21 protein-coding genes are annotated in these 22,215 nt (G+C 59.7%); 8 read left to right on the top strand and 13 right to left on the bottom strand.

From position 1 onward, the window contains the following. The first annotated feature begins 107 nt into the window (after positions 1–107). Together F8N12_RS03460 and F8N12_RS03455 are read left to right on the top strand one after the other, a co-directional pair. Positions 108–446: a hypothetical protein gene (locus tag F8N12_RS03460; RefSeq protein WP_150579180.1), complete on the top strand. Its 339-nt coding sequence runs from the start codon at positions 108–110 to the stop codon at positions 444–446. Between the two features lie 95 nt (positions 447–541). Further along, positions 542–1,303 carry a YdcF family protein gene (locus F8N12_RS03455; protein WP_150579179.1) on the top strand — a complete coding sequence of 254 codons (762 nt, stop codon included), beginning with the start codon at positions 542–544 and terminating at the stop codon, positions 1,301–1,303. A gap of 116 nt (positions 1,304–1,419) precedes the next feature. Here the strand turns inward: F8N12_RS03455 and lnt are convergent, their stop codons facing one another. From lnt to miaB, 5 genes are all read right to left on the bottom strand, one after another. Beyond that, on the bottom strand, positions 1,420–2,943 hold the full coding sequence (lnt, locus tag F8N12_RS03450; RefSeq protein ID WP_150579178.1) for an apolipoprotein N-acyltransferase: 1,524 nt from the start codon (positions 2,941–2,943) through the stop codon (positions 1,420–1,422). A 15-nt stretch (positions 2,944–2,958) separates the two neighbouring features. Then, positions 2,959–3,798: an HlyC/CorC family transporter gene (locus F8N12_RS03445; protein WP_017340984.1), complete on the bottom strand. Its 840-nt coding sequence runs from the start codon at positions 3,796–3,798 to the stop codon at positions 2,959–2,961. A gap of 5 nt (positions 3,799–3,803) precedes the next feature. Beyond that, positions 3,804–4,298, bottom strand: a complete 495-nt coding sequence (gene ybeY / locus F8N12_RS03440; protein WP_150579177.1) for an rRNA maturation RNase YbeY — start codon at positions 4,296–4,298, stop codon at positions 3,804–3,806. Beyond that, positions 4,291–5,295: a PhoH family protein gene (locus F8N12_RS03435; RefSeq protein ID WP_150579176.1), complete on the bottom strand. Its 1,005-nt coding sequence runs from the start codon at positions 5,293–5,295 to the stop codon at positions 4,291–4,293. Before F8N12_RS03435 ends, ybeY begins: the two co-directional genes overlap by 8 nt. Positions 5,296–5,521: 226 nt before the next feature. Beyond that, positions 5,522–6,850 (bottom strand): tRNA (N6-isopentenyl adenosine(37)-C2)-methylthiotransferase MiaB, encoded by a 1,329-nt coding sequence (gene miaB / locus F8N12_RS03430; protein WP_191623104.1) that lies wholly within the window; start codon positions 6,848–6,850, stop codon positions 5,522–5,524. 135 nt (positions 6,851–6,985) lie between these two features. Between miaB and F8N12_RS03425 the strand changes: the two genes are divergently transcribed. Continuing rightward, positions 6,986–7,315, top strand: a complete 330-nt coding sequence (locus F8N12_RS03425; protein WP_007894425.1) for a DUF1820 family protein — start codon at positions 6,986–6,988, stop codon at positions 7,313–7,315. A 125-nt stretch (positions 7,316–7,440) separates the two neighbouring features. Here F8N12_RS03425 and F8N12_RS03420 read toward each other — a convergent pair whose 3' ends face one another. The 4 genes from F8N12_RS03420 to F8N12_RS03405 form a co-directional block, all read right to left on the bottom strand. Further along, positions 7,441–7,995: a tetratricopeptide repeat protein gene (locus F8N12_RS03420; RefSeq protein ID WP_028620805.1), complete on the bottom strand. Its 555-nt coding sequence runs from the start codon at positions 7,993–7,995 to the stop codon at positions 7,441–7,443. A gap of 227 nt (positions 7,996–8,222) precedes the next feature. After that, on the bottom strand, positions 8,223–9,506 hold the full coding sequence (gene hemL / locus F8N12_RS03415) for a glutamate-1-semialdehyde 2,1-aminomutase (protein WP_150579174.1): 1,284 nt from the start codon (positions 9,504–9,506) through the stop codon (positions 8,223–8,225). A gap of 15 nt (positions 9,507–9,521) precedes the next feature. After that, positions 9,522–10,145: a thiamine phosphate synthase gene (gene thiE / locus F8N12_RS03410; protein WP_150579173.1), complete on the bottom strand. Its 624-nt coding sequence runs from the start codon at positions 10,143–10,145 to the stop codon at positions 9,522–9,524. Between the two features lie 32 nt (positions 10,146–10,177). Continuing rightward, entirely contained in the window at positions 10,178–10,975 is a 798-nt protein-coding gene (locus tag F8N12_RS03405; RefSeq protein WP_150579172.1) for a hydroxymethylpyrimidine/phosphomethylpyrimidine kinase, read from the bottom strand. A gap of 296 nt (positions 10,976–11,271) precedes the next feature. Here F8N12_RS03405 and F8N12_RS03400 point away from each other — a divergent pair, with 296 nt between their 5' ends. From F8N12_RS03400 to F8N12_RS03385, 4 genes are all read left to right on the top strand, one after another. After that, positions 11,272–13,656, top strand: coding sequence for a hybrid sensor histidine kinase/response regulator (locus F8N12_RS03400; protein WP_150579171.1), 2,385 nt, complete (start codon positions 11,272–11,274; stop codon positions 13,654–13,656). A 72-nt stretch (positions 13,657–13,728) separates the two neighbouring features. Continuing rightward, complete coding sequence (locus F8N12_RS03395; RefSeq protein ID WP_150579170.1) at positions 13,729–15,375, top strand: acyl-CoA dehydrogenase family protein; 1,647 nt, start codon at positions 13,729–13,731, stop codon at positions 15,373–15,375. 177 nt (positions 15,376–15,552) lie between these two features. Continuing rightward, positions 15,553–17,052: an AMP nucleosidase gene (gene amn, locus F8N12_RS03390; RefSeq protein ID WP_191623103.1), complete on the top strand. Its 1,500-nt coding sequence runs from the start codon at positions 15,553–15,555 to the stop codon at positions 17,050–17,052. Positions 17,053–17,121: 69 nt separating this feature from the next. Then, complete coding sequence (locus F8N12_RS03385; RefSeq protein WP_150579168.1) at positions 17,122–17,763, top strand: pseudouridine synthase; 642 nt, start codon at positions 17,122–17,124, stop codon at positions 17,761–17,763. Here the strand turns inward: F8N12_RS03385 and F8N12_RS03380 are convergent. Both F8N12_RS03380 and F8N12_RS03370 read right to left on the bottom strand, forming a co-directional pair. Beyond that, positions 17,758–17,967: a DUF2788 domain-containing protein gene (locus F8N12_RS03380; RefSeq protein WP_150579167.1), complete on the bottom strand. Its 210-nt coding sequence runs from the start codon at positions 17,965–17,967 to the stop codon at positions 17,758–17,760. The two genes, F8N12_RS03385 and F8N12_RS03380, sit on opposite strands and share 6 nt — an antisense overlap. Before the next feature lie 844 nt (positions 17,968–18,811). Next, a complete protein-coding gene (locus tag F8N12_RS03370; protein WP_007894448.1) occupies positions 18,812–19,291 on the bottom strand; it encodes an Lrp/AsnC family transcriptional regulator in 480 nt (159 codons plus the stop codon). A 437-nt stretch (positions 19,292–19,728) separates the two neighbouring features. Between F8N12_RS03370 and F8N12_RS03365 the strand changes: the two genes are divergently transcribed. After that, positions 19,729–20,772 carry a DUF6515 family protein gene (locus tag F8N12_RS03365; RefSeq protein WP_150579165.1) on the top strand — a complete coding sequence of 348 codons (1,044 nt, stop codon included), beginning with the start codon at positions 19,729–19,731 and terminating at the stop codon, positions 20,770–20,772. Between the two features lie 55 nt (positions 20,773–20,827). Here F8N12_RS03365 and F8N12_RS03360 read toward each other — a convergent pair whose 3' ends face one another. Beyond that, positions 20,828–21,721 carry a cation diffusion facilitator family transporter gene (locus tag F8N12_RS03360; RefSeq protein WP_150579164.1) on the bottom strand — a complete coding sequence of 298 codons (894 nt, stop codon included), beginning with the start codon at positions 21,719–21,721 and terminating at the stop codon, positions 20,828–20,830. A 28-nt stretch (positions 21,722–21,749) separates the two neighbouring features. Next, positions 21,750–22,169, bottom strand: coding sequence for a polyribonucleotide nucleotidyltransferase (locus F8N12_RS03355; RefSeq protein WP_150579163.1), 420 nt, complete (start codon positions 22,167–22,169; stop codon positions 21,750–21,752). Between the last annotated feature and the right edge of the window lie 46 nt (positions 22,170–22,215).

Raw genomic sequence — 22,215 nt, 5'->3', positions numbered from 1 at the left:
TCGCTGCATATCCTCTGCGAGGGCCGTTGGTCGCGGCACTCAGCCGGTTTGTTGATGGTAGCTAAGCTCTAAATGGGGAGCGAGAGTTATCTTCAATGAGGTGAGGGATGGTTGAGTCACAGCGGAAAGTTACAAAACCGGAGCTGTACGAAAGACTGATTGATCGTTTGGGCATGGCCCTGGATGCGGCCAAGACGGCCGGGCGCCTGCGTGATGAACGCCCGTTGGAGCTGGAGTTGCGTGGCTTGAGCGCTGCAGAGTTTGAACTGGTCAGGGCATATCTGGACCGCAGTGAACGTGAGACACAAGGATGCTTGTCGCAAGCCTTGAAGCAACTCGACGCACCGCGTTCGGCCAAGATCATCTGGCTCAAGGACAAGCAGTCTGGCAGGGACGCAGCTAAGTCGCGCTCTGTGCAATTCAGGCAAGGGTTATTGAAACCATAATCTATGGTCATATTCTTCAGCATAATTGTTTTTGCGTATCTGTTGTCGACCGGGTTCCACCCACTTAGGCTTCGGGCATCTTTTGGAGATGCTCGATGCCTTTTCGTTACTTCGTTAAACACCTTCTGATGCCGCCCGGCATTTTGTTGCTGTTGCTGGCGCTTGCCTGGTGGTTTCGTCGCACCCGACCGAGGCTGGCGGGCGTATGTTTTGCGCTGGGCTCTGGCGGCTTCTTGCTCATGAGCCTGCCGATTGCGGTGGAGTGGGGCGCCAAAGCCCTCGAACATGATCCGGCGTTGGGTCGCGAAGAATGGGCGACTCTGGCGCAGCGGGCTGACGCGATCGTCGTGCTCGGATCGGGCCGTGAGCGCGGGGACCCCGCTTGGGGCAGCGATCAGCCAACTGATGTTGCACTGGACCGTGAGCGTTATGCCGCGCGCCTCGCCAAAGCTTCCGGTTTACCGATTCTCACTACGGGTGGTTTGCACTACGGCACACCGCCGAGTGAGGCGCGCCTGATGGCAGATTCGATGCGCGAGGATTTCGGCGTGACCGTGCGCTGGCAGGAAGAGCGCAGCCGCACCACGTGGGAAAACGCTCAGTTCAGCGCCGAGATGTTACTGCCGCAAGGCATCAAGCGCGTGGTCGTGGTGACGCAGGCGTGGCATATGTCGCGCTCGGTCTGGAGTTTCCAGCAGGCAGGGTTTGAGGTGGTGCCGGCGCCGATGGGCTTTTTGAGTGTGGCTAACGGCGAGCCGTTGGGTGGCTGGATACCCGACGCCAAATCTGTCCGGCGCAGTGGGCAATTGATCAATGAGGCGGTTGGGCAGGTCGGGTATTGGTTGTTCTACCGCTGAAGGTCACAAGATCGCAGCCTCGTTTTACTCGACAGCTCCTACAGGGATTGCGCGCTCTTCCTGTAGGAGTTGTCGAGTGAAACGAGGCTGCGATCTTTTCAGTCGCCCCCAAACTTCTAAACCGTCTTCGCCATACGGTTAGCCACCAGAGCCCAGCCAAACAGCAACACACAGACAATAATCAACGGCCAAGAGCGCCACTCAAGGTACGGGGTGAGGTTGTGCATCGGCACCACTTCACCGTAAAGAATGCCTTGTTCGAACTGAGGGATCTGCGCAGTTATCTGCCCGAACGGGTTGATCAGACCGGTCACGCCGTTATTGGTGGCACGGATCATCCAGCGGCCGGCCTCAAGCGCGCGCATTTGCGCCATTTGCAAATGTTGCAGTGGCCCGATGGAGGTGCCGAACCATGTGTCGTTGCTGATCGTCAGCAACAGATCGCTGCGAGCGGCGAGGCCAGCGGCAAATTCCGGGTACACCACTTCGTAGCAAATGAATGGCGCAATCTGGTAACCCTTGGCTTGCAGCATCGCTTGATCGGCCGGCCCGCGAGCAAAGTCCGACATCGGAAGATCGAAGAAGGCGATCAGGCCGCGCAAGAGATCCTGCAATGGAACATATTCGCCAAACGGCACCAGTTTCTGTTTGAGGTAGGTGCCTTCGCCTTCACCGGTGACCGTGATGCCATTGAAGAAACGCTTCTGATGGTTGAGCTCCTGTCGGATCGGCACGCCGGTTATCAGGGCGCTGTTCCGCTCGGCGGCGAACTTCCCCATCATGCTCAGGTAACCTTCAGCGGACTCCTTGAGCACCGGCACGGCCGTTTCCGGCCAGATCAGCAGGTCGACGCGTTTGGAGCTGAAGCTCATGTCACGGTAAAGCGCCAGCTGCGCGTTGAGCTGTGCCGGGTCCCACTTCATGCTTTGTTCGATATTGCCCTGAATTGCGGCAACACTCAGCGGAGCACCCGACGGGATGGTCCAGGGGTGTTCCTTGAGTGCCATGCCGGCCACCCAGGGACCGATCAGCAGTAACACGCCGGCGGCGATGAAACCTTTGCGACCGGTGCGCAGGAGCCTCGCGGCGTTGAATATCAGCGCGGCCGTCAGTGCCAGCGTGAAGGAAATCAGCCACATGCCGCCCACCGGGGCAAGCCCGGCCAAGGGGCCGTCGAGCTGGCTATAGCCGGAATAGAGCCACGGGAAACCGGTGAGGAACCAGCCGCGAAACGCTTCCTGACCGACCCATAACGCGGCAAACGCCAGCGCATCGGCCAGCGGCGCTTCGTTGCGGCGCAACCAGCGGGCCCAGATCCACGCGGGCAGGGCGAAAAACCAGGCAATTGCCGCCGTGAACAGCAGCATCAAAAAACCTGCCAGCAACACCGAGGCGCCGCCGAAGTTATGGATGCTGTAGTAGATCCAGCTGGTCCCGGCACCGAACAGGCCGAAACCGAAACACCAGCCGCGACCCAGCGCCTGACGCGGACTCAGCTGGCGCAAACCGGCATAGAACAAGCCGACCGCGAGCAGTGCCAGCGGCCAGACATCGAACGGCGCCAGCGCCAGGGTGGTGATTGCACCGGCCGCCACGGCCAGCAGGTTACCGGGCCAGCCGGGGCGGGTTATCCAGCGCATGTCTATCCTTGGTTTTTATCGGGCGATCGGCGTCAGGCGCAGCAAGTGAATCCGACGGCTGTCGGCGTTCAGAATGCGGAAGCGGTACGGGCCGATTTCGGTGATTTCGTTACGCTTGGGCAAGTGCCCGAACGCGCTCATCACCAGACCACCCACTGTGTCGAATTCGTCGTTGGAGAATTCGCTGTCGAAGAACTCATTGAAGTTTTCGATCGGCGTCAGCGCTTTTACGAGGAAGTCGCCGCTGGGCAGCGGCTTGATGTAGCTGTCTTCTTCGACGTCATGCTCGTCTTCGATATCGCCGACAATCTGTTCCAGCACATCTTCGATCGTTACCAGACCGGCCACTCCGCCGTATTCGTCGATCACGATCGCCATGTGATTGTGGTTGGCGCGGAACTCGCGCAGCAGCACGTTCAGCCGCTTGGACTCGGGTACAAAAGTGGCCGGACGCAGCAGGTCCTTGATGTTGAAGCTGTCGCCGTTTTCCTTGAGGATTAGCGGCAGCAGATCCTTGGCCAGCAGCACGCCCATCACGTCATCGTGGCTTTCGCCGATGACCGGGTAGCGGGAGTGGGCCGAGTCAACCACGGCTGGAAGGAATTCGCGCGGTGTCTGGGTGGCCTTGATGCTGATCATCTGCGAACGCGGGACCATGATGTCTCGAACCTGCAGGTCGGCAACCTGAATAGCGCCCTCGACGATGGCCAGCGCTTCGCTGTCCAACAGTTTGTTCTGGTGTGCATCGCGCAGCAGCTCCAGCAGCTCCTGGCGGTTTTTCGGCTCGTGGGCAAAAGCCTGGGTAAGTTTACCCAGCCATGACTTTTGCCCGTTGCTCGATCGATCTTCGCTCATAGCGATTACTCTGAATCCTTTGTTGTAACGATAGGGGATATTTCGGGTTCATCGGCCGCGTACGGGTCGGGGTAGCCCAACTCCGCTAGCATCGAACGTTCCAGCGCTTCCATTTCTTCGGCTTCGTCATCATCTATATGGTCGTAACCGAGCAAATGCAAACATCCGTGCATCACCAGATGTGCCCAGTGCGCCTTCAGTTCCTTGCCTTGTTCAGCCGCTTCGCGCTCGACCACTGCTACGCAGATCACCAGATCGCCCAGCAGTGGAATGTCGAGGAATTCGTCAGGTACGTCAGCCGGAAACGACAAAACGTTGGTGGCGTAATCTTTTTGTCGCCAGGTGAGATTCAGCTCACGGGCCTCGGCTTCATCGACCAGACGAATGGTCATCTCCGAGTCCGCGGTGCGCTGGCGCAGTGCGAGTTCGCACCATTGGCGGAACTCGGCTTCACTTGGCAGGGATGCATCAGTGGCCAGTTGCAGATCGAGCTCAAGCATCGCGTTGGCTGTCCTTGGGCGCTGGATCGGCCACGGGGTTTTCGAAACGCTCATAGGCTTCGACGATGCGTTGCACCAGTGGATGTCGCACCACGTCCTTGGGCTGGAAGTGGGTGAAACTGATGCCCGGTACGTCTTTGAGTACTTCGATCACATGGTGCAGGCCGGACTTGGTGCCTTTCGGCAGGTCGACCTGGGTGATGTCACCGGTGATGACCGCAGTGGAGCCAAATCCGATCCGGGTCAGGAACATCTTCATCTGTTCGACAGTGGTGTTCTGGCTTTCGTCGAGGATGATGAAACTGTTGTTCAGCGTGCGGCCGCGCATATAAGCCAGCGGAGCCACTTCGATGACTTGACGCTCGATCAGCTTGGCCACGTGTTCAAAGCCGAGCATTTCGTAAAGTGCGTCGTAGAGCGGGCGCAGGTACGGGTCGATCTTCTGCGACAGGTCGCCGGGCAGAAAGCCGAGCTTTTCACCCGCTTCAACCGCCGGGCGCACCAGCAGAATCCGGCGAATCTGCTCGCGTTCCAGCGCATCGACAGCACAGGCGACTGCCAGATAGGTCTTGCCGGTACCGGCCGGGCCGATGCCGAAGTTTATGTCGTTGCCGAGCACTTCTTTCACATAGCGCAACTGGTTCAAGCCACGCGGGCGAATCATGCCTTTTTTGGTGCGCAAGGCCACGGAGGGTTCGGAGGCAGAGACGTTGTCCAACGCTTCGACGGCCGATTCCTGCAGGAACAGGTGAACCGTGTCCGGCGACAGCTCGGTACCTTTGGTTTCCCGGTACAGGCGGCGCAGAAGGTTTTCCGCGGAGGTGGTGTGTTTGGGGTCGCCGATCAGTTCGAATTGGTCTCCGCGGTTGCGGATCTCGATGTTCAGGCGCTGTTCGATCAAGCGCAAATGCTCGTCGAATTGCCCGCACAAATTAGCGAAGCGGCGAGCTTCAAAAGGCTCGAGGATGAAACGATGTGGTTCTATGGGTGCGTTCAAGGTCGTATTTAGCCGCCCTGGGGCAATTAAGATGAAATCAAGGATAACGCCAGTGAGGCGGGTGCGAAAGCTCTAAAAAAGATGCCGGATACTGGCGGTCGATCTGTGGCGAGGGAGCTCGCCCCCATTTGGCCGCGCAGAGATCCCGGCATTTTTGCGACTGCTTCGCCGCCGAACGGGGGCAAGCCCCCTCGCCACAAAAGCCTTTCAGCCGAAGATTGCAGTGTCACAAGATCAGCGAGCCCCGTAACGAGTGCGGTTGCGCGGCATCGATATGCACGTCAGCAAACTGGCCGATCAGGGTCGGGTTGTCGCAGCGGAAGTTGACGATGCGATTATTCTCGGTGCGACCTTGCAGTTCGCCGGGGTCTTTCTTCGAATAATCGGTTACCAGAATCCGCTGAACGGACCCCACCATCTGTCGGCTGATTTCGAAACCTTGCTGATTCAGGCGATGTTGCAGTGCATTAAGGCGTTCCTTCTTAAGCACTTCCGGCGTCTCGTCGGCCAGATCCGCCGCTGGCGTGCCCGGGCGCTGGCTGTAAACGAACGAGTAGGAGAAGTCGAAACCGACGTCTTCAATCAACTTCATGGTCTGTGCGAAATCTTTCTCGGTTTCGCCCGGGAAGCCGACGATAAAGTCCGAACTGATGCAAATGCCCGGCACCGCCGCACGCAGTTTGCGCAGTTTGGATTTGTATTCCAGTGCGGTGTGGTTGCGCTTCATCGCCGAGAGAATCCGGTCTGAGCCCGACTGCACCGGCAAGTGCAGGTGCTTGACCAGTTCCGGTACTTCAGCGTGGGCCTGTATCAGACTGTCGGAAAACTCCAGCGGGTGCGAGGTGGTGTAGCGAATACGGTCGATGCCATCGACTGCCGCCACCACGCGTATCAGCTCGGCGAGATCAGCCAGACGACCGTCGTGCGTGGCGCCGCGATAGCCGTTGACGTTCTGCCCCAGCAGCGTGACTTCGCGCACGCCGTTTTCGGCCAGGTGTATGATCTCGGCAATCACGTCGTCGAACGGTCGGCTGACTTCTTCGCCGCGGGTGTAAGGCACCACGCAAAACGTGCAGTACTTGCTGCAACCTTCCATGACCGACACGTAAGCGCTAGGCCCGTCAATGCGCGGCTCTGGCAAATGGTCGAATTTTTCGATTTCCGGGAACGACACGTCGACTTGCGGCAATTTGGTAGCGCGGGCGGCGTCGATCATTTCCGGCAGGCGATGCAGGGTTTGCGGACCGAACACCACGTCGACATACGGTGCGCGATCGCGGATTGCCGCGCCTTCCTGGCTGGCCACGCAACCGCCGACGGCAATCACCATGTCCGGGTTGGCCAGTTTCAGTTCGCGCCAGCGACCGAGCTGGGAATACACCCGGTCCTGGGCGCGTTCGCGGATCGAGCAGGTGTTGAGCAGGATCACGTCGGCATCTTCAGCGCGAGCGGTGACTTCCAGGGCCTGATGTTCACCCAGCAGATCAACCATGCGCGAGCTGTCGTACTCGTTCATCTGGCAACCGTGGGTTTCGATGTAAAGCTTCTTGGCCATGGATACAGTCATCACGTGATTCAAAGAACCGCGCATTATAGGGAACATGTCCCCAGGTTCCTACCTCTGTGCGTCCGGTGGCTATGCTATAGTTCGCGCCCTCATTTTTATCCTCCGATGTGTTGCTCGCCCACCATGACCAAACGTGAAGCTCCAATCTATAAGGTGATTTTCCTCAACCAGGGCCAGGTGTACGAAATGTATGCCAAGCAGATCTATCAAAGTGATCTGTGGGGCTTCCTGGAAGTGGAAGAGTTCGTCTTTGGCGAGCGCACGCAAGTGGTCGTCGACCCGAGCGAAGAAAAGCTCAAAGCGCAATTTGAAGGTGTGGTGCGAAGTTTCGTGCCGATGCATTCGATTGTGCGCATCGATGAGGTCGAGCGTCTGGGCACCCCGAAAATCAGCGAAGCCCGCGGCGCGGTCGGCAACGTCATGCCGTTTCCGATGCCGATGCCTGAGAAATAAACGCGAGTTGAATGGCCTGGGAGGATTGTTGTGGCGAGGGGGCTTGCCTCTCACCTCAGGCAAGCCCCTCACCTCAGGCAGGCCCTCTCACCCAGGCGAATCCCCTCACCAATGGACCGCATGCTTCATGGGAGCGGCGCAAACGGCGTGCGCCCATCGGCGCTCTGCAATTCCATCAGGTATTTACGAAAGATCTGCCCCAGCACTTGAGTCGCCACTTCCAACTCTTCCCTGGGCATCTTTTCGGCCACTTCGTCGGCCGTATCCAGCGCGTCTTCCGCGCCATTCACCGCCGCCATCTTCAGCACGATATAGGCTTGAACATTATTGGCCGGCACACCCTCGCCGTGGAAAAACATGCTGCCGAGCTTGAACTGCGCCTGGGCGTGACCCTGCAGCGAAGCTTTTTCGAAGTAGGCCAGCGCCTGATTGAGGTCGCGCGGCGCGTTCTTGCCGTCGTAATAGAACTCACCCAACTCGTATTGCGCTTGTGCATCCCCTTCATCGGACGCTTTCTGACAGGCAGCGAGTGCCTGCGCCAGATCTTGCGGCTGGGTATTGAGGGTGCAACGACCCATCGCTGGGATTAACAACGAGTTGCCGCCTGCCTGTGCGAGCGCTAGCAGGGGCTGAAGGAGCAACAGGCAGCCCAATGCAAGGGTGCGGCCGGTGCGGTTCATGGGAATCGACTTACCTCTGAAGGGCGCGCGGACCCAACAAGGGGGATCCAATAAGCGCGCATTATGAAATAAGCGGGGCCAACCTTACAAAGTCTTTACTCGTTTTTCTGCTGCGTGGGGAATATATCGCCCACTTTGCGGGTAATTATTGGCAGAAGAGTGGGAGTAACGGTGTTGATGTAGGTAAATGCTGACGCTGGCAATAGCCAACGTCAGCGGCGCAGCATTTATTTCAAGGCGGCGAAGGCGCGCTCGGCGGCGTCCAGTGTCAGTTTCAGTTCGGCATCGCCATGGGCAATCGAGGTGAAACCCGCCTCGAATGCACTCGGTGCCAGGTACACGCCGCCTTCGAGCATCAAGTGGAAGAAGCGCTTGAACAGGTTGGCGTCGCTGCCCATCACATCATCGAAGGTCACGATGTCGTCGGCCCCGCTGAAGTACAAACCGAACATGCCGCCCGCCTGGGTCGTCACGAACGGAATGCCGGCAGCATCGGCACGTTGCTGCAGGCCGTCGAGCAGACGACTGGTGTAATCGGTCAGTTCATCATGGAAACCTGGACGGCTGATCAGACGCAATGTGGTCAGGCCGGCGGCCATTGCCAGCGGGTTGCCCGACAGAGTGCCGGCCTGATAGACCGGGCCGAGTGGCGCAATGTGCGACATGATTTCACGTTTGCCGCCAAAGCAACCGACCGGCATGCCACCGCCGATGATTTTGCCGAACGTGCTCAGGTCCGGCGTGACGCCGTAGTGCGCCTGTGCCCCACCGAGGGCAACGCGGAAACCGGTCATCACTTCATCGAAAATCAGCACAACACCGTGCTTGTCGCAGAGGCTGCGCAGGCCTTCAAGAAAACCCGGCGCCGGCGGTACGCAGTTCATGTTGCCGGCCACCGGCTCAACGATGATGCACGCCACTTCCTGGCCGACTTCGGCCAGCATGCTTTCGACCGCGTCGATGTCGTTGAACGGCAGGGTCAGGGTGTGTCTGGCGAAAGCCGCCGGTACACCGGCCGAGCTTGGCACGCCTTGGGTCAGCGCGCCGGAGCCGGCCTTGACCAGTAAACTGTCAGAGTGACCGTGATAGCAGCCTTCGAACTTGATGATGCTGTCTCGGCCGGTAAAACCACGGGCCAGCCGAATTGCGCTCATGGTCGCTTCGGTGCCGGAGCTGACCATGCGCACCATTTCCATCGACGGCACGATCGAGCAGACGAGGTCTGCCATCTGGGTTTCCATCTCGGTCGGTGCGCCATACGACAGGCCGTGCTCAAGCTGCTTGCGCACCGCGTCGAGCACCTCTGGATGGCTGTGGCCGAGGATCATCGGGCCCCACGAACCTACGTAATCGACATAGCGCTTGTCATCTTCGTCGGTGACGTAAGCGCCTTCAGCGTGTTTGAAAAACAGCGGAGTGCCGCCGACGCTTTTGAACGCGCGGACAGGCGAATTCACGCCACCGGGAATATGTTTCTGGGCATTGGCAAACAGCGTTTCGGAACGAGACATGATCGGGCTCTCAAATCAGATTTTGAACAATTCGTTAAAGGCGCGGGCGCGGCGGGTGACTTCAGCGGTGCTTTCGGCGCCGAACAGGCCGTGGACCACTGCGAGCAAATCAACCCCATGGGCCACCAGCGGGGCAGCGTTTTCGAGGGTGATGCCGCCAATCGCGCAGATCGGCAGGTGCAGTTTGCCGCGGGCCTGGTCAAGCAGGTCGAGGCTGCAGGTGGGCGCGCCGGGTTTGGTGCTGGAATTGAAAAAGCGACCGAACGCGACGTAACTTGCGCCTTCCCTGGCCGCCTGCTCGGCGAGTTCGAGCTGCGCGTGACACGTCGAGCCGATGATGGCTTGGCGCCCGAGCAACGCACGGGCCGGCGTCAATGGACCATCGGTCTGTCCCAGGTGCACGCCCACGTTCAGCCGCGCAGCGAGCTCGGCGTCATCGTTGATGATCAGGCGGGTCTTGTAGCGCTCGCACAGAGTGCGCAGGGCTTCGGCTTCGCGCAGGCGTCGGGCTTCGTCGCTGCTCTTGTCGCGGTATTGCAGCAGCGAGACGCCGCCGTCCAGCGCCGCCTCCACGTACGAAAGAAATTTACCGGCCAGTAACTGGCTGTCGGTAATGGCGTACAGGCCACGTAGTTTCATCGGACCAGCCTCTGCGCTTCACGCATGAAAAGTTACGAACAGAAATCCAGCGGCAGGCGGCGCGGTACGAACTGACCTTTGCCCAGTTGCTCTGCATCACGCAGGGTTCGCCACGTGTAGTTAAGCGCGGTCTGCACGGCACTGACGAGGTTTTCACCCTGCGCCAGACGACCGGCCAGCGCACTCGCCAGGGTGCAACCGGAACCGTGATAACTGCCGGGCAGACGCTGGCAGATAAAGGTTTGACGGGTACCGTCGCGGCTGTACAGGCGATTGTGGATCTCTGCTTCATCACCATGACCGCCGGTGATCAACAGGTGTTTGACGTACGGCAAAAGTTTTTCGGCGCACTCGTCTGCAGTACCTTCCGGCAGTTCGGCGAGGATACGTGCTTCAGGGAGGTTAGGGGTCGCGATGATGGCCAGCGGCAGGAGACGTTCGCGCATGGCGTAGCCGACTTCGTCCTTGCCCAGTCGCCCGCCGCCACCGGCGCGCAATACCGGGTCACAGACCATCGGCAGATGCGGGTGCGCCGAGAGCAGTTCGACCACGGTGTCGACCATCTCCAGCGAACCGAGCATGCCCAGTTTCACTGCCGCGACTTCGGAGTCGTTGAGCACGGCATTGGCTTGAGCCAGCACCCACTCTCGGTCGAGCACGCGGAAGTCGGTCACATTGACCGTATCTTGCACGGTCAGGGCGGTGACGGCCGGAGCCGCATGACACCCCTGCGCCAGCAGGGCTTCGATATCTGCCTGCAGGCCGGCGCCACCACTGGGGTCGTGGCCGGAGAGACAGAGGACAACGGGGCGAGAGCTGTAGATATTCATGGTGCGCGAGCTTACCACCAGTCGACTGGCGAGTCATGAGCGTGACCTGTGGCAGCTGCTACAGGAGTGCCGGTTTCGGTCGATACCCTCTATAAGCTATCCGGGAGCAAAGCTGGAAATCAGACTGGAACACCCGTGCTAGAGCCTTTCTCAGGAAAAATTTCGATGGTGTTCAATGGCCATCAACCGCTATGCTAGAGTGGATCCAAACCAATAACAGGCCACGCCGGTTAATGTCTGCTCAAAGGGAATGAGGGGCTTTTTGAGATAACCGGACAAGCCACGCTGGGGCTTCAATGCGCTATTTGCTGATATTGCTTTTTTGTTTGCCCCTCATGGCGAGCGCAGTCGAATTCGATGAATTCACCCAACGTCTCCCCTTGGGTAAATCCCTGCAAGTATTCGAAGACGTCGAAGGTCACGCGACGCTCGCCGACGTGCGAGCACAGGCCGCTGCCGGCCACTTCAAGCCGCACGACAAGGACACGCTCAATGCCGGCTACTCACGCTCGGTGTTCTGGCTGAAAATCGATCTGAGTTACCGCCCGGCCAACCCTTCCACGCAGCGAACCTGGTTGCTGGAACTGGCTTATCCGCCCCTTGATCACCTTGATTTGTACGTGCCCGATGCGGCCGGTGGCTACCGTTTGGCAGGCCAGACCGGCGACGCCTTGCCCTTCGCCAGCCGCCAGGTCCGTCAGAACAATTATCTGTTCGACCTGAACTTCGTCCCGGAACACACACAAACGCTGTTTTTGCGTTTGCAGAGTCAAGGCTCGGTTCAAGCGCCGGTGACGTTGTGGTCGAGCACCGCGTTCCTCGAAGAACAGCCGCTGCGTCTGTACGTCTTGGGGCTGATTTATGGCGTGTTGCTGGGGATGCTGGTCTACAACCTGTTCATCTACCTGAGCGTGCGCGATACCAGCTACCTCTATTACATTTTCTACATCGCCTCGTTCGGCTTCTATCAATTGTCGGTTAACGGCGCAGCGGTGCAGTATTTCTGGCCGGACAACCCGTGGTGGGCGAACGCCGCTACACCCTTTTTCATCGGCTGCGCAGGCTTGTTCGGCAGCCAGTTCGCCCGCAGCTTCCTGCAAACGGCCACATACAGTCGCTGGCTGGACCGTTTGCTGCTGGCATTGATTGCGTTCGGTGCTCTGGTGGTCGGTTTGTCGTTGATGACCAGTTATGCCCTGGCGCTGCGTCTGGCTACGACGCTGGCGCTGGTCTTCACCGTGGTAATTTTCGCCGCGGGCATTTTCGTCTGGTGGCGCGGCTTGCGGGTGGCGCGGTATTTCATCATTGCCTGGTCAGCGTTTTTACTTGGCGGCATCGTCAACACGCTGATGGTGCTGGGTTTCTTGCCGAATGTGTTCCTGACCATGTATTCCAGCCAGATCGGCTCGGCCATCGAGGTCGCCTTGTTGTCCCTCGCCTTGGCCGATCGCATCAACGCAATGCGTGAGCAGCAGGCGCAGACGCTGGTTGACGCCGGTCAGAAGCTGGAAGCGCTCAATCAGCAACTGGCGCACAGCAACAAGTTGAAGGATGAATTCCTCGCGACCCTGACCCACGAACTGCGCACGCCGATGAACGGTGTCATCGGTTCGCTGGAGTTGATGCAGACCGTCGAAATGAATCCCGAACTCGAGCAGTACCAGCAGACGGCCGCCGGTTCCGCGCGGGACATGATGCGCATGGTCAACGGCATCCTGACCCTGACCGAATTGCAGGCCGGCAATCTCGCCGTGTCGAAGTCGACCTTCAGCCTGCGCAGCTTGATCGAAGCATTGCGCCTGCAGTTCGAGGGCAATGCGTCGAGCAAAGGCCTCGACTTCAAAGTTGATGTCACGCCTGGACTGCCGGATCGCGTGCACGGTGACAGCGCTAAGCTTGCGCAAAGCCTGGAATGCCTGCTGGACAACGCGATCAAGTTCACCCGGATCGGCGGAGTCATTTTGCGGGTCACCGGCAAACCGGTGGAGGCCGGCCGCTGGACGTTGTCATTTGTCGTGATCGACACCGGCATCGGCTTTACTGATCTGAGCGAAGCGAACCTGTATCAACGCTTCTTCCAGCTGGACGGTTCGATGACCCGTGAACATGGCGGCCTGGGCGTCGGTCTGGCGATTTGTCGACAACTGGTCGACTTGCTCGGCGGGCAGATGACGCATCGCTCGGAACCCGGCAGCGGCAGTCGCTTTCAGCTGGATGTCGAATTTGAACTGCCCGTGGTCGAACGCTCGGCGGTGCCATCGGCAATCCGCGAAGTGCCGCGTATGCGTCAACCGCAGGAGTGCACGGTGTTGCTGGTGGATGACAGCAGCATTAACCAACTGGTAATGCGCGGGATGCTGCTAAAACTGGGGTTTTGCGTGCGCACGGCAGATAGTGCGCACTCCGCGATCGATCACTTGCAGCGGGAAACATTCGATGCCGTGCTGCTCGACTGCCAACTGCCACCGCATAACGGGGCGTCTTTGTGCTGCCAGATCCGTGCGTTGCCCGGTTGCGCGCAATTACCGATATTCATGATGGCTGCCAACGCTGATAGAGAGCGGTGCTCCATCGGCGACTTGACCGATTACCTGAACAAACCGGTGAAGTTCGAAGATTTGCAGGCGGGCTTGCATCGACGGTTGCTCTGTCCGAAACACGGCGAAAGCGCCGGCAGTTAGGCAGATATGCCACTTTGTTCGGCCTCGGCGCGGTGCTTAACTGAGCCTCTTGGCCTACCAGAGGACCCCGTCATGAACCTGCATCAGTTCGCCGAAACTCACGACGTCAGCAATCAGCCGCCGTCGCTGGACGGCACCAACCTGTACCGCATCGACTTGCCTCTGCAAGAGTGGTCACGGCGCTATGGCGCAGGGTGGGCCGAGTCGCGAATCGATGCATACGGTGCGCTGGCCGGCGGACCGCTGATGGAAGCGGGTTTTCTGGCCAACCAGAACAAGCCGGTGTTCAACAGCCACGATCGCTTCGGCCACCGCATCGATCTGGTTGAATTTCACCCCGCTTACCACCAATTGATGCGCACCGCCGTCGAACACGGTTTGACCTCGCTGCCCTGGGCGCATCCGCAATCTGGCGCGCACGTCGCTCGTGCTTCAATGACCTATCTGCACAGTCAGGCGGAAGCCGGCAGCGGCTGTCCGTTGACCATGACTTTTGCCAGTGTGCCAGCAATGCGTTTGCAGTCCGATCTGGCCGAGCAGTGGCTGCCGAAAATCCTCGCCACCGAGTACGATCCGCGCAACGTTGGCATCGCGCACAAGACCGGTGTCACGATCGGCATGGCCATGACCGAGAAGCAGGGAGGCACCGATGTGCGGGCCAACACCACCAAGGCCTATCCGGTCGGCGTCGGCGGCCCGGGTCAGGCGTACGAACTGGTCGGCCACAAGTGGTTCTGTTCGGCGCCGATGTGCGATGCGTTTTTGACGTTGGCGCAGACCGACAAGGGCCTGACCTGTTTCCTGCTGCCGCGGCATCGGCCGGATGACACACGCAATCAGTTCTACATCCAGCGCTTGAAAAACAAACTCGGCAATTGCTCCAACGCGTCCAGCGAAGTCGAGTTTCGTGGTGCCCTGGCGTGGATGGTCGGCGAGGAAGGACGCGGCGTTCCGACCATTATCGAAATGGTCGCCATGACCCGCTTCGATTGCATGGTCGGCTCCAGCTCGCTGATGCGCCAGGCGCTGACCCAGGCCAGTCATCATTGCGCCCATCGCAGCGTCGGCGGCAAGCTGCTGAGCGATCAGCCGTTGATGCAGAACGTGCTCGCCGATCTGGCACTGGAGAGCGAAGCGGCGTTGGCGTTGAGCCTGCGCATGGGGCGAGCGCTGGATCATCTGGATGACGCCCATGAAGCCAGGTTCGCCCGCCTGGTGACGGCGGTAGGCAAATACTGGATTTGTAAACGTGCGCCCGCCATGATCAACGAAGCCGCCGAATGCATGGGCGGCGCGGGTTACGTGGAAGACAGCATTCTGCCGCGGCTGTATCGCGAGGCGCCGGTCAATTCCACGTGGGAAGGCTCAGGCAATGTGCAGTGCCTGGACGTGTTGCGCGCCTTGTCGAAGGAGCCGGGTGTGCTCGATGTGTTGTTCAGCGAGTTGGGCGACGGGCATGGCGACAGGCGTCTGGCCGCGCACATCGACCAGTTGCGCACGGCGTTCAAGGACACCGGCGACATTCAGTACCGCGCCCGACAGCTAACCGAAGATATCGCGCTGGGGTTGCAGGCCAAGCTCTTGCTTGAAGCCGGTAACTCGGCGGTGAGTGACGCCTTCATCGCCAGCCGTCTCGGCGCGGGCGGACGTGTTTACGGCGCGTTGCCGCGAGGGCTGGAAGTGGAGGCGATCGTCGCCCGCTCAACCCCCTTTATGTAACCCACACCCATCCCCTGTGGGCGCTAGCCTCTAGCGATGCCGTTTTTACATTCAACAATCGTATTGGCTGGCAAACCGCTATCGCGAGCAGGCTCGCTCCCACAGGTTATTTCTGCGTACCGTCAACAGTTTGCAACCAACACGCCACTGTTCCCGTGAAGCGCTGTTGCAGGCAAGATGAAGCTCTGCAAGTCAGAACACAGGATGCTGATCGTGACCGAAGCTTTTATTGTCGTTCAAACCGCCGAGCAAGCCGTGGATCGGCTTGCGATCTTGCACGAGCGTGCAACCACTGCGCTGAATCAAGCGCTCAAGCGTTACCTCAAGGATCGCATCGAACCGGACGCCGAACAGCGTGCGATGTTTCGTTATCCTGAATTGCGGCTGACCTACCATTGCCAGGGCGAAGTACCGCAAACCACTCGCGCTTACGCCAAGGTTCAACTGCCGGGTACATACAGCGTCACAGTGACCCACCCGGCGGCCTTCCGCAAATACTTGCTCGAACAGCTTGTGCCGTTGATGCACGACTTCACCGTGACCGTCGAAGTCGGTGTCAGTCAGCAAAATATTCCGTACCCCTACGTAGTCGAGCAGGGCGATGAGCTGGCCGGCTCCGGCGTCACCGCCGCGGTCCTGGCGCGAGTGTTCCCGAGTACCGACCTGTCCGCCGCCACCGACGGCATCGCCGATGGCCTGTACGATTGGGAAAACACCGATCCACTGCCGCTGGCCCTGTTCGATGCGGCACGTGTGGATTTTTCCTTGCGCCGGCTGGTGCATTACACCGGTAGCGACTGGCGCCATGTGCAGCCGTGGATTCTGCTGACCAACTACCATCGCTATGTCGACCAGTTCATCGTGCATGGTCTGGAGCAATTGCGCAGCGACCCGCGTTTCGTGCGCATGGTGTTGCCGGGCAACGTCATCATTGAAAAGAGCATGGACCATGGCGAGGCCTCGGCGATTGCTGCCGGCGTGGTCTGGCATCGTTATCAGATGCCGGCCTATCACCTGATCGCTGAAGACGGCCATGGTGTGACGCTGGTGAATATCGGTGTCGGTCCGTCCAACGCCAAAAACATCACCGACCATTTGGCCGTGCTGCGTCCGCATTGCTGGCTGATGATCGGGCACTGCGGCGGCTTGCGTCAGTCGCAGACCATCGGCGATTACGTGCTGGCGCACGCTTACATGCGCCGCGACGGGATTCTCGACCGCGTGGTACCGCCGAATATTCCGATCCCGGCCCTGGCCGAAGTGCAAATGGCCTTGCAGCAAGCGGCGGCGAACGTCACAGGCGAAATGGGCGACGAGCTGAAAAAACGCCTGCGCACCGGCACCGTGTTGACCTACGACGACCGCAACTGGGAACTGCGCTGGGCGCAGGAACGGCCACTGATCAACCTGTCCCGCGCCGTCGCGGTGGATATGGAAAGCGGCACCATCGCCGCCCAGGGTTATCGTCTGCGGGTACCTTACGGCACGCTGTTATGCGTATCCGATAAACCGCTGCACAGCGAAATCAAGCTGCCCGGTTCGGCCAACGCCTTTTACGAGCGAGCGGTCAGCCAGCACCTGAAGATCGGCATCGAAGCGGTAGACCTGTTGCGCACTGAACTCAACTCGCTGCACTCGCGCAAACTGCGCAGCTTCGACGAGCCGCCGTTCCGCTGATTCGCGATGGTCATTTGACGGTCAGGGCACTAGCATTGGCAGCCCTGACCGTTAGATGTTCCTGTGCTTATGTCTCGTCCCCAACGTCCCGTTTCGCGCCGTCCTGGTGTGAAGCCCGCACCAGCCTCCTCAGCCCCACGCCGTGTCGCCAAGGCGCCGCCGGCCGAGCCGAAACTGATCCTGTTCAACAAGCCTTTTGATGTGCTCACGCAATTCAGCGACGGCGAAGGGCGGGCGACGCTCAAGGATTACATCGACATTCCGGGTATTTACCCGGCCGGGCGTCTGGACCGTGACAGCGAAGGCCTGCTGCTGCTCACCAACGACGGCCAGCTCCAAGCGCGCATCGCCGACCCGAAACACAAACTGGCGAAGACCTATTGGGTACAGGTGGAGGGCGAGCCGACGGCCGAGCAGGTGCAGCGATTGTGCGAGGGCGTCGAGCTGAATGACGGCATGACCTTGCCTGCCGAAGCACGGCAACTGGATGAGCCAGAGTTATGGCCGCGCAACCCGCCGGTGCGTTTTCGCAAAAGCGTGCCGACGAGTTGGCTGGAACTGGTGATTCGCGAGGGGCGTAACCGCCAGGTTCGGCGGATGACGGCGGCGGTAGGGCTGCCGACTTTGCGTCTGGTGCGGGTAAAAATCGGTAACTGGACGCTCGATGGAATCGATCAGGGCCAGTGGAAAGAAGTGCCGGCGCGTTTATAAAGCGCCGGACTCGATCATGCCGATTACGACGCTTTTGATCACGAATGCGGCCACGCCCAGGCCCAGCACGAAGAACAGGATGAACGAACCAAAGCGCCCAGCCTGGGACTTCTTCGCCAGATCCCAGACGATGAAACACATGAAAATGATCAGGATGCTGACCAGTATGGTCATCATCCACTCTTCAAAAATTGCAGGATCCATCGAACATCTCCAGCGCGGGCGAGGCTAAAAGGGCGGGGCGAGTATACGGCACGGATGGCAGGGCGAGGGTTGACCTGCGGCAGTGTGTCGCACTGGGAGCTGAGAGCTGAGAGCTGAGAGCTGAGAGCTGCAAGCTGGGAACTGAGAACTGAGAACTGAGAACTGAGAACTGAGAACTGAGAGATGAGAGTTGAGAACTGAGAGATGCAAATTGTGGCGAGGGGGCTTGCCCCCGTTGGGCTGCGAAGCGGCCCTCGAGGTTTTACCTGATACACCGCGTAATCTGGTTTTACGACCGCTGCGCGCTCGAACGGGGGCAAGCCCCCTCGCCACAGTTAGCTGCGTAGCTGCGCAAGGCACGGAGAATGGCGCGAGGATTTGCCTGCAGCGGTGTGTCGTACTGATAGCTGATAGCTGATAGCTGATAGCTGCGAGCTGCGAACTGAGAGCTGCAAATTGTGGCGAGGGGGCTTGCCCCCGTTGGGCTGCGAAGCAGCCCTCGAGGTTTTACCTGATACACCGCGTAATCTGGTTTTACGACCGCTGCGCGCTCGAACGGGGGCAAGCCCCCTCGCCACAGTTAGCTGCGTAGCTGCGCAAGGCACGGAGAATGGCTCGAGGATTTGCCTGCAGCGGTGTGTCGTACTGATAGCTGATAGCTGATAGCTGCGAACTGAGAGCTGCGAATTGTGGCGAGGGGGCTTGCCCCCGTTGGGCTGCGAAGCGGCCCTCGAGGTTTTACCTGATACACCGCGTAATCTGGTTCTACGACCGCTGCGCGGTCGAACGGGGGCAAGCCCCCTCGCCACAGTCCGCTACGAATGGGGCAAGCCCCTCGCCACAATCAGCTGCGCAAGTGGGTAAGAGGCAACTCGGTGCTGTTCAACACCTGATTCAACACAAAACTCGAGCGCACACTGGTCACCCCTTCAATCCGGGTCAGGTGTCCCAGCAGCAGCTTCTGATAATGATCCATATCAGGCACCACCACTTTCAGCTGATAATCGGCATCCATTCCGGTCACCAGGCTGCATTCCAATACCTGCGGCAAGGTGCGAATCGCGGCTTCGAAATTCTCGAAACGCTCCGGCGTATGCCGATCCATGCCGATCAAGACGTAAGCGGTCAGGCTCAGGCCCAACATCTTCCGATCAAGCAGCGCTACCTGACGGGTGATATAGCCGTCATCTTCCAGTTGCTTCACCCGTCGCGAACAGGGCGAGGGCGACAGACCGATGCGTTCGGCAAGTTCCTGGTTGGAGATGCGGGCGTCGCGCTGCAATTCCGCCAGAATGCTCAGATCGTATCGGTCCAGTTTGCTCATGAATCAGCCCTTTCTCATATCTATTGCGGCGGATTATCTATCCAAGGTTAAAAATTGCGCAAGTGATGTTTATTTCGGCAATCTTCGCAATCTCCTGTCGCAGCCCCCAGCCTATGCTTATCACCAGAATCACTGCTCGGACAAACAGTCCACAGCGGCTCGCCCAATCAGGCCAGCCGCGGTCGCCACCCCCCACCGGGGATGTGCCGGCCCCCGAGCTGCACACTGTCCACAAGACGGCGTGAGGTGAGCCGACGTCATAAGCGTCGAGCACGGACGAAGTTCTCAAAGGGAGGCCGACGGGTCTCCCTTTTCTTTTGCGCGCAATTTGGCGCTCGCCCTCAATAAATAAACTGCGCGACTGATAACCTGTAGCAGAACCGGTCTGTGCATGGCCGAGTCTTACGTACACGCCCCAACCCGCAATGAGGAAAAGCATGAAGTCGCGCATCTGGCAGTTGGCCGGTGTTGGTTTGCTGTGTATCAGTGTGACCGCGCACTCGCTGGCCGACGAGCCGCAGGGTCGTGGCCCCGACGGCGGGCAACGCGGCGACGGCCGTCAGGGTAATCAGGGATCTGGCGGCAACAATCAGCCGCGCCCGCAGAGCAACGAGATCATTCGCGGCGACAACAGCCGGCAGTTCGAACAGAACGGTCAGCCGCGCAATGGCGGTCAATGGCAAAACCATCAGCCAGGCATGGGCAATCAGGGGCAGAACAACCCGCCGCGGGATTTCAATAACCCCGTTCGTCCGCCACCTCCGCCACCGCAACTGCCGGCCAATAGTTTGCCGATTCAGCCCCGGCCCGATGCGGTGAACCAGACCCAGGAGCCGCGACGGGGTTACTACCAGGATATTCCGCGGCGTTACGACAACGACAATCAGCATTGGCAAAATAACGGTCCGCGTCCTGATGACCGACGCTGGAATGGTCGTCCGGACGGGCACGGTAATGGCTGGGGACCGGGGCCGCAGTATCGGCCGGGGCATGTCACCGACCGTTTCCCGGACCGCGATTACCGTGTGCCCTACCGTGGTCAGGATTATTTCTACTCGGGCGGCTACTGGTATCGCCCGCTCGGCCCGCGCTATGTCGTGGTGCAACCCCCGCGCGGGATACGCGTCAGCTACATGCCTGACTACGCGCGTGAAGTGTGGGTTGGCGGGACGCTATTGTTCCTGGCCGCCGGTTCGTACTATGCCTACCAGGAAAACACTCAGGATTACGTCGTCGTCGAGCCGCCCGTCCAGCCGCAACCGCAATCGGCCGGCAATGGCTACGACGTGGTGGCTTATCCCGCCAACGGCCAGTCGGCGGAGCAGGTCAATCAGGACGGTTTCGAGTGTTATCAACACGCGGTGCAGCAGAGTGGCTTCGATCCAAGAAAGGCCACCTATCGACCGGATGCCTCGGTGGTGCAAACCTATCGTCAGGCGCAGGGCGACTGCCTGCGCAGCCGTGGGTATCAGGTGGAATAGGAGCAGCTGTAAGCAGCAAGCTGCAAGCTGCAAGCGGTGAGGTGATGCTTGTCGCTTATAGCTTACCGCTTGAAGCTGCGTTAGCCGGATCAGCGTGTACCAGCACCTCGGCCCGTGGGTAAGCAGCGTGAATGGCGTCGGCGGCTTGATCGCTGATGCGGTGAGCGACCGATAGCGTCAGCTCACCCGGTAATTCCAGGTGCAGTTGCACGAACCACTGATTACCGGACACCCGCGTACGCAAATCATGCGCGCCCAAAACACCGTGCACGCTGCAGGCCAGTTCGAGCATGTGCTGGCTGACGTCTACCGGCAGCTCTTCGTCCATCAGTACGGTAAAACTTTCCCGGGCAATCTGAACGGCGCTCCAGAGGATGTAAACGGCGATCGCCAGACCGAACCACGCATCGACTTGATGCCAGCCAAACCCGGCCAGAATCAGCGCGATCAGGATGCTGCCATTGAGAAGCATGTCCGAGCGGTAATGCAGCGAGTCGGCCCGCACCGCGTTTGATCCAGTGGCCTTGACCACCCGATGCTGCACCACCAGCAGCGCCAGGGTCAGCGCCAGCGAGAATACAATCACGCCGATACTGAGCCAAGGCGCGCCGACCGGTTCCGGATGCTGCAACCGGTCAAACGCCTGCAATGCAATCAACACCGCACTGCCGCCGATAAACAACGCCTGCGCCATGCCCGCCAGCGATTCGGCCTTGCCGTGCCCGTAGCGATGATCGTCATCGGCCGGACGCAAAGCGTAATGCACGGCCAGCAGATTGAGCAGCGACGTGACGCCATCAAGCGCCGAATCGGTCAAGCCGGCGAGCATGCTCACCGACCCGCTCAGCCACCAGGCGATGGCTTTCGCAACGACAAGCGTGCAGGCCACCGCGACGGAGGCACGGGTGGCAAGCCTTAGCAGGCGGGCGTGTTCGGCGCTGGAAATCATCGGCGCGGCAGTTCCTTTGAAATCAGGTTCACGCGGCAGGCCGTAGGCCGAACATGGCCAGTTGCTGGGCGCTGCCTTTGTGCTGGATCAGGCGTGGATCGTCCAGAGGGAAACTGCGGCCCAGCTCGGTTTCAAGAATGGTCTGCAATTTGTGATTGTCGACCTTGCCGTCGGCGCCAATGGCTTCCTGAAGTTTTTCCGGAGCCACCTGCGCGGTCTCCCCTGGCGCGTAATAAATCGCGCCGGTGGCGAAGTCCACTGCAAATGCGATCAGCCCCGGAACGATGTAAAACAGCAGACCGACGGCGTCCAGTACGGCAATGGCCGGGTCTACCTTGCCGTCGATCTGGCCGCGACGGTCCGGGTAAAAAATCGAGCCGCACGCAGTGAGCTGGGTCAGCAACGTCGCAACCAACACACCGCCGATCAAACGAAAGGGAACACGCATGGGAATCTCCTGAGTAGTCTTGGAACGAAGCGTCGTCGATATGAAT

Source organism: Pseudomonas fluorescens (genome assembly GCF_902497625.1).
Classification (GTDB): domain Bacteria; phylum Pseudomonadota; class Gammaproteobacteria; order Pseudomonadales; family Pseudomonadaceae; genus Aquipseudomonas; species Aquipseudomonas fluorescens_BQ.
The sequence above is the reverse complement of the archived record's forward strand: the minus strand, read 5'-3'. Positions and strand labels throughout refer to the sequence as shown.

Bases quoted from the DNA above. Each gene is read 5' to 3' on its own strand.
- F8N12_RS03460 (WP_150579180.1), top strand. From the start codon at position 108: ATGGTTGAGTCACAGCGGAAAGTTACAAAACCGGAGCTGTACGAAAGA.
- F8N12_RS03455 (WP_150579179.1), top strand. From the start codon at position 542: ATGCCTTTTCGTTACTTCGTTAAACACCTTCTGATGCCGCCCGGCATT.
- lnt (WP_150579178.1), bottom strand. From the start codon at position 2,943: ATGCGCTGGATAACCCGCCCCGGCTGGCCCGGTAACCTGCTGGCCGTG.
- F8N12_RS03445 (WP_017340984.1), bottom strand. From the start codon at position 3,798: ATGAGCGAAGATCGATCGAGCAACGGGCAAAAGTCATGGCTGGGTAAA.
- ybeY (WP_150579177.1), bottom strand. From the start codon at position 4,298: ATGCTTGAGCTCGATCTGCAACTGGCCACTGATGCATCCCTGCCAAGT.
- miaB (WP_191623104.1), bottom strand. From the start codon at position 6,850: ATGGCCAAGAAGCTTTACATCGAAACCCACGGTTGCCAGATGAACGAG.
- F8N12_RS03425 (WP_007894425.1), top strand. From the start codon at position 6,986: ATGACCAAACGTGAAGCTCCAATCTATAAGGTGATTTTCCTCAACCAG.
- F8N12_RS03420 (WP_028620805.1), bottom strand. From the start codon at position 7,995: ATGAACCGCACCGGCCGCACCCTTGCATTGGGCTGCCTGTTGCTCCTT.
- hemL (WP_150579174.1), bottom strand. From the start codon at position 9,506: ATGTCTCGTTCCGAAACGCTGTTTGCCAATGCCCAGAAACATATTCCC.
- thiE (WP_150579173.1), bottom strand. From the start codon at position 10,145: ATGAAACTACGTGGCCTGTACGCCATTACCGACAGCCAGTTACTGGCC.
- F8N12_RS03405 (WP_150579172.1), bottom strand. From the start codon at position 10,975: ATGAATATCTACAGCTCTCGCCCCGTTGTCCTCTGTCTCTCCGGCCAC.
- F8N12_RS03400 (WP_150579171.1), top strand. From the start codon at position 11,272: ATGCGCTATTTGCTGATATTGCTTTTTTGTTTGCCCCTCATGGCGAGC.
- F8N12_RS03395 (WP_150579170.1), top strand. From the start codon at position 13,729: ATGAACCTGCATCAGTTCGCCGAAACTCACGACGTCAGCAATCAGCCG.
- amn (WP_191623103.1), top strand. From the start codon at position 15,553: ATGAAGCTCTGCAAGTCAGAACACAGGATGCTGATCGTGACCGAAGCT.
- F8N12_RS03385 (WP_150579168.1), top strand. From the start codon at position 17,122: ATGTCTCGTCCCCAACGTCCCGTTTCGCGCCGTCCTGGTGTGAAGCCC.
- F8N12_RS03380 (WP_150579167.1), bottom strand. From the start codon at position 17,967: ATGGATCCTGCAATTTTTGAAGAGTGGATGATGACCATACTGGTCAGC.
- F8N12_RS03370 (WP_007894448.1), bottom strand. From the start codon at position 19,291: ATGAGCAAACTGGACCGATACGATCTGAGCATTCTGGCGGAATTGCAG.
- F8N12_RS03365 (WP_150579165.1), top strand. From the start codon at position 19,729: ATGAAGTCGCGCATCTGGCAGTTGGCCGGTGTTGGTTTGCTGTGTATC.
- F8N12_RS03360 (WP_150579164.1), bottom strand. From the start codon at position 21,721: ATGATTTCCAGCGCCGAACACGCCCGCCTGCTAAGGCTTGCCACCCGT.
- F8N12_RS03355 (WP_150579163.1), bottom strand. From the start codon at position 22,169: ATGCGTGTTCCCTTTCGTTTGATCGGCGGTGTGTTGGTTGCGACGTTG.